The sequence below is a fragment of the Streptomyces sp. NPDC088116 genome, assembly GCF_044741745.1.
Taxonomy (GTDB): Bacteria; Actinomycetota; Actinomycetes; order Streptomycetales; family Streptomycetaceae; genus Streptomyces.
Window position 1 is genome coordinate 13,333 of the sequence record NZ_JBIUTF010000014.1, and the last position, 6,238, is coordinate 19,570.

4 protein-coding genes are annotated in these 6,238 nt (G+C 71.2%); all 4 read left to right on the top strand.

The window, feature by feature from the left end:
* Positions 1-36: 36 nt before the first annotated feature.
* The 4 genes from ACIOJD_RS34050 to ACIOJD_RS34065 all read left to right on the top strand — a co-directional run bounded on the left by ACIOJD_RS34050 (position 37) and on the right by ACIOJD_RS34065 (position 5,929).
* Positions 37-1,500: an NAD(P)/FAD-dependent oxidoreductase gene (locus ACIOJD_RS34050; protein WP_401920381.1), complete on the top strand. Its 1,464-nt coding sequence runs from the start codon at positions 37-39 to the stop codon at positions 1,498-1,500.
* A 160-nt stretch (positions 1,501-1,660) separates the two neighbouring features.
* Positions 1,661-3,193 carry a GMC family oxidoreductase gene (locus tag ACIOJD_RS34055; protein ID WP_401920384.1) on the top strand — a complete coding sequence of 511 codons (1,533 nt, stop codon included), beginning with the start codon at positions 1,661-1,663 and terminating at the stop codon, positions 3,191-3,193.
* Positions 3,194-3,275: 82 nt separating this feature from the next.
* Positions 3,276-4,658: a UDP-glucose dehydrogenase family protein gene (locus ACIOJD_RS34060; protein WP_401920386.1), complete on the top strand. Its 1,383-nt coding sequence runs from the start codon at positions 3,276-3,278 to the stop codon at positions 4,656-4,658.
* Between the two features lie 65 nt (positions 4,659-4,723).
* A complete protein-coding gene (locus ACIOJD_RS34065; protein WP_401920388.1) occupies positions 4,724-5,929 on the top strand; it encodes a glycosyltransferase in 1,206 nt (401 codons plus the stop codon).
* Positions 5,930-6,238: the final 309 nt, after the last annotated feature.

Consider the following 6,238-nt stretch of genomic DNA (forward strand, 5'->3'; position numbering starts at 1 on the left):
CCGGCGGCGGTTCCACCAGATGGGAAGACTCAAGCGATGACCAGCGAAAACCTGGCAGGACGGAACTACGAGGTCCTTGTCGTCGGCAACGGCGTACTGGGCCTCTCCCTGGGCCTCACCCTCGCCCGGCGCGGCACGAAGGTCGCCGTCCTCGGCCGCGGGGACCGCCCGTGGGCCGCCTCCACCGCCGCGGGCGCCATGCTCGGCACCTTCGGTGAGGTGACCACCACCCTCCTCAAGAGCGAGCAGGGCCGCACCAAGCTCGACATCGGCGTGCAGGCCACCAAGCTCTGGGACCAGTGGCTCGCCGGTCTCGCCGAGGACACCGGGAAGACCGAATCGCTCCTCACCGCCGACGGCACCGTCATGCTGCTCAACTCCGTGGGCGTCCCCGGCATCGACTCCGCCAACTACACGGCCATCCGCGAGACCCTCGACCGGTACAAGGAGCCGTACGAGGACATCGACCCGGCCGACATCACGTGGCTGGACCCGAACCCCACGACCCGCCCCCTCATGGGCATGTTCATCCCCGGCGAGCACGCGGTGGACGCGGGCAGGCTGCTGGAGCGCCTCGAGGACGCCTTCACCAGGGCCGGCGGCGAACTCCTCGCCGGATTCGGTGAGGAGCTGATCCACTCCGGCGACCGGATCACCGGCGTCAAGCTCGCCTCCGGTGACACCGTCTCCGCCGGCCAGGTCGTCCTCGCCGCGGGCGCCGCCTCCCAGTACCTCCTCGACACCGTGCCCTCCGTCGCGGCCGCCATGCCCCGGCTGTGCGCCGGCGTCGGCGTCTCCGTCCTGGCCCGCGTCAACCCCGACGAGCCCGGCCCGACCAGCGTGCTGCGCACGCCGAACCGCGCCTTCGCCTGTGGCCTGCACCTGGTCCCGCGTGGCCGCGGCGAGGTCTACCTCGGCGCCACCAACGCCATCGAGCCGGAGCCGGCCGACGTACCGAGCATCCGCGACACCACCTTCCTGCTGGGCTGCGCGCTGCGCCAGCTGCGCCGCGACCTCGACGAGAGCGGCATCGTGAAGGTCCAGGTCGGCAACCGCCCCGTGGCCTTCGACGGCTTCCCGCTCATCGGCGAGACGACCCTCGACGGACTGTGGATGATGACCGGCACCTACCGCGACGGCCTCCACCTGTCGCCGCTCCTCGCGGAGGAGATGACCCGCCGCCTGCTCGGCGAGAAGCCGGGACACGACCTCGGCATCTTCGACCCGGTCCGCCCGCCGGTCCAGGCGCAGAGCCGCGCCGACATCGTGGACACCGCCGTCGTGCACCTCCTGGCCACCGGCTACGAGGACGAGTGGAAGCTCCCGAACGCCTGGCCGAAGGTCATCGAGGCGCAACTGCGCGCGGACTACAGCAAGTTCGCCGACCAGGTGGACGACGAATTCACGCCGCCCGCCGAGATCCTGGCCAAGGCCCGGATGAACCCCGCGTTCCTCAAGCAGATCCGCGAGTACTACGCGACCACCCGCGCCGCCGTCTGACCCGTACGGCGCGCGACCTCGTACGGCCGGCCCGTGAGCCGACCCGTACGTCCACCCGCCGCTGAGGCAGGACCCGTAGGTCCGCCCGTACGTCCCTCTCATACGCCCCACCCCCGTCCGCGTCCGTGGTGACGGGGCCCAGGACAAGGAGTGCGCAAGCATGAGCCGACCCGAACTCCCGCCGGAGGTCGACCTGCTCGTCATCGGTAGCGGCCCGGTCGGTTCGGCCATCGCTCGCCGGGTCAACGAGGCGGTGCCGTCCGCACGGATCCTCATGGCCGACCTGGGACCACGCCTCACCGAGGAAGCCGGTCTGCATCTGAGCAACCTCCCCTCCGGGGAGCGCGGCGACCTCCAGGCCAAATCCCAGGGGCGCGATCCCCGGACCGCCCCCGGCGAGGACAAGGCCCTGGTCAAGAGGTACGCCGACCGCGGCACGCACCTGGTCGCACCACGGCGGGAGGGCGAGCCCGAGCAGGAGGGCATGCCCGCCGCCGTGATGTCCAGCAACATCGGCGGCATGGGCGTCCACTGGGCGTGCACCGCCCCTCGCCCACTCGACAGCGAGCGCGTCCCGTTCCTCCCCGACGACGCGTTCGACGCGGCGCTGAGCGTGGCCGAGGACCTGCTCACCGTCACACCGGACGCCTTCGAGGACACCGCGGGCGGTCAGCTCGTACTCAAGACGCTGAGCGAGCTGTTCGACGGCGACTACCCCGAGGGCAGGCATGTCCAGAACATGCCCCTCGCCTGCACCCCGCGTCCCGGGGAGCGACCGCTGTGGGCGGGCCCGGACGTGGTGCTCGGGCCGCTCGCGGACGGCGGCGGCCCGTTCCGGATCGCGGCCGAGACCATCTGCCGCCGGATCCTGTTCGAGGACGGCCGCGCCACCGGGGCCGTCCTGCAACACCTGCCCACCGGAGCCGAGTTCAAGGTGCGCGCCCGCGCCGTGGCGGTGGCCGCCGACGCGCTGCGCACCCCACAGCTGCTGTGGGCCTCCGGCATCCGGCCGGACGCCCTCGGCCGCTACCTCAACGACCAGCCCAAGACCGTGAGTTCCGTGCACGTCAAGGACGGCCCCGCGGCGGGGATCGAGGCGCGTGGCTCGGTGGAGTTCACCGGCGACATCCGCGACCTGGAGACCGGCCGGTTCTGGGTGCCGTTCGCCGACTCCGGCCGGCGCAGCCACGGACAGGTCATGACCATCGACACCTCGCCGATCGACGGCGTCGACCCCGAACTGTTCGTCGGCATGGTCTGGTACGGCGCCAAGGAGATCCAGGCGGACGACCGGGTGGAGTTCTCCACCACCGAGGCCGACGCCTACGGCATGCCGAAGATGACCATCCACTACTCCCTCACCGACCGCGACCGCGAGGGGATCGCCCAGGCCCGTGCGGACCAGGAGAAGATCGCGGCGCGGCTCGGGACCTTCCTGCCCGACAGCGAACCCGACCTGTTCCCGGCAGGCAGCTCCAAGCACTACCAGGGCACCGTCCGCATGGGCGCGGCCGACGACGGCACCTCGGTCTGCGACTCGTACTCCCGTGTGTGGGGTTTCGGGAACCTCTACGTCGGCGGCAACGGAGTGATCCCCACCTCCACCGCAGTCAACCCGACGCTCACCAGCGTGGCCCTGGCCGTCCGCGCGGCTGAATCGATCAGCGACCTGCTCACCCGCGAAACCCGCTGACCGCTGGTCGCCGGTCGGATGATCACTGATCACCGAACCGGTCATCGAAGGAACGAGCCGAACCGATCATCGAAGGAACGAGATGTCCACAGTGCACCGGCACAACATCGCCGTCATCGGCACCGGTTACGTAGGACTGACCGCCGGTGCCTGTCTGGCCTCCCTCGGGCACCGGGTGGTGTGCGCGGACATGGACCCGGACAAGGTCGAGCGGCTGACCCGCGGCGAGATCCCGATCCTGGAGGAATCACTGCCCGAACTCGTCCGCGAAGGGCTCGACTCCGGGCTGCTCACCTTCGTCCTGGGCGCGGACAAGGCCATACGCGACGCGGAGACCGTCTTCGTCTGCGTCGGCACGCCCATGAGCCCGGACGGCGACCTCGACATGACCGCGGTGGACGCGGTCGCCGACGAGATCCGCGACCTGCTGCCGCACGGCTGCGCACTGGTCACCAAGTCCACCGTGCCGGTGGGCACCGCGGCCCGGCTGACCCGGCGGCTCGGCCGCCCCGACGTCTCCGTGGTGAGCAACCCGGAGTTCCTGCGCGAGGGCACCTCCGTGCACGACTTCCTGCACCCCGACCGCGTCGTCGTCGGGGCGGACGACCGCGAGGCCGCCGAACGTGTCGCGGCCCTCTACGCCACGCTGGACGCCCCGATGGTGATCACCGACGCCGCGAGCGCCGAGCTGATCAAGTACGCGGCGAACTGCTTCCTCGCGGTCAAGCTGTCCTACGTCAATGTCATCGCCGAACTCTGCGAGCGCGTCGGCGCCGATGTCGGGCAGGTCGCCACCGCCATGGGCAAGGACCACCGGATCGGCGGCGCCTTCCTGCGGCCGGGCCCCGGCTGGGGCGGCTCCTGCCTGCCCAAGGACACCCGCGCCATGCTCAGGACCGCCGAGCGGGCGGATGTCGACTTCCAGCTGCTGCGCGCCGCGATCGAGGTCAACGTCCACCAGCGCGAACGTATCGCCGACAAGATCGCCCGACTCTGCGGCACGGACTCGGCGACACCGCTCGACCGGGTCCGGATCGGGGTCCTCGGACTGACCTTCAAGGCGGGCACCGACGACATGCGGGACTCCCCGGCGGTCGCCCTCGCCGGGGAACTGGCCCGGCTGGGTGCCGAACTCGTCGCGTACGACCCGGTGCTGACCGTCGGCGACACCCAGGCGGCAATGGTGCCCGACGTCACCGTCGTCGACGACCCGTACGAGGCGGCCAAGGGCGCGGCATGTGTGGTGCTGTGCACCGAATGGCCCGAATTCCGAGACCTGGACTGGAACTTGATGGCCAAGGCGCTGGACCGGCCGCTGGTCGTGGACACCCGCAACCACCTCGACCCCGAAGCGCTCCGCGAGGCCGGGATCGCCTGGCACGGAGTGGGTGTGCGCCCGGTCACCGGCCCGGCCGGCGATCCGGTCACCGCGCGGCTTCCCGCTGCGGTGCCGCAGCCCGGCTGAGGCAGCCACGCCCCGGCAACCCGTCCCCGATGACCTGTACCCCGATCAAGGAAAGGCCCGCCCCGATGAAGGTTCTGTGCAGCATCACCGGATCGACCTCGCACGCGCGTGCCTCGCTTCCGCTGGTGCGGGCGCTGACCGGAGCGGGACACGACGTCCTCGTCGTCACCGCGCCCACCCTGGTGCCCGTGTTCGACGGCGAGAGCGCCCAGGTGAAGGGCGTGTTCACCGACATCACCGAGCAGGGCATGCGGCTGCTCCTGGAGGGCAAGCTGCCGATACCGGCCGAATTCAGCCGGTTCGCCCATGACTTGTGGGCGGGCCTCGGCTGCGGTCCCCAGCTCAACGACGCGTACGAGCTTCTCCTGCCGATCGCCCGCGACTTCCGGCCCGACGTCATCCTCCGGGACGGCTACGAGTTCGCCGCGCTCCTCGCCGCCGAGGCACTCGGCGTACCGCAGGTGCCGGCGCCCTCGGGCTCCGGCCAGTTCCTCGACCCCGAGCTGATCCTGCCGATGCTCAACGACCGCCGCCGGGAGGCCGGGCTGCCCCCGGCCGACGACCCGGCGTCGGTGTACCGGCACGGGCGGTTCGACTGCATGCCGGTGAAGTACTCCTTCGCGCGGCCCGCGGCCCCGGACGCGGTGGCCTACGAGCAGCCGCGCACCGTCACCCGCGGCGAGAGCCTGCCCGACTGGCTGGGCGAGCTGCCCGCCGGCCGGCCGCTCGTCCTCGCGTCGCTGGGCACCGGCCTGCCCGGTACCGTGCTGGGCTTCCTGGCCAAGGCGAGGGAATTCGGCGCGCCCATCCCCGTGTACGACCCCGCCGAACCGCTCAACGCCGTCGTCCAGGCGCTGTCCGCCCTGGAGTGCTCGGCCGTGGTGTCCACGCTCGGCATGCCCGTCGACAGGAGCCTCGCCGGGGACAACGTGCTGGTCGTCGACCGCTTCCCGCAGCAACTGCTGCTGGAGCGTTCGGCGCTGTTCCTCAGCCACGGCGGCTACAACAGCATCCGGGAATCCGTCCGCGCCGGAGTGCCGATGGTCGTCCGGCCCATGTTCGCCGACCAGCGGTACAACGCGGAGCGGGTGCAGGACCTCGGGCTCGGCACCCACGTATCCGAGCGGGCACCGGAAGCCCTGACGGACGCGTGCCGCCGCCTGCTCGACGACCCGACGGTGACCGCCGCCGCACACCGCGCCAGGGAGGAGATGCTGGCCCTGCCCGGCATCGAGGCCGCGGTGTCCCACCTCGAACGGCTCGGCGCCTGAGCCGATCCGGCCCGACCCGGGCGATGCCTGATCCGGGCGATGCCTGATCCGGGTGATGCCCGAGCCGATGCGGTCTGTGCTCGATCCGCCCGTTGTCGTGTCGTACCACTGATCGGCCGTCGCACCGCGGCGGCCGCTTTCACGTGTACCTACTGAATGACGTGTAGGGATTCCCTTAGTGACGCCGGATCCGTTGTAGGGATTCCACCAGTCGCACCTCCAGATAATCGCTGCGTAAACCAGGTGGCTCTCGCATTCGGCGGCCATCCCCGTGGCGTCCCGCACACGTGCACGGCGGTCGTCCGGGCC

Bases quoted from the DNA above. Each gene is read 5' to 3' on its own strand.
- ACIOJD_RS34060 (WP_401920386.1), top strand. From the start codon at position 3,276: ATGTCCACAGTGCACCGGCACAACATCGCCGTCATCGGCACCGGTTAC.
- ACIOJD_RS34065 (WP_401920388.1), top strand. From the start codon at position 4,724: ATGAAGGTTCTGTGCAGCATCACCGGATCGACCTCGCACGCGCGTGCC.
- ACIOJD_RS34055 (WP_401920384.1), top strand. From the start codon at position 1,661: ATGAGCCGACCCGAACTCCCGCCGGAGGTCGACCTGCTCGTCATCGGT.
- ACIOJD_RS34050 (WP_401920381.1), top strand. From the start codon at position 37: ATGACCAGCGAAAACCTGGCAGGACGGAACTACGAGGTCCTTGTCGTC.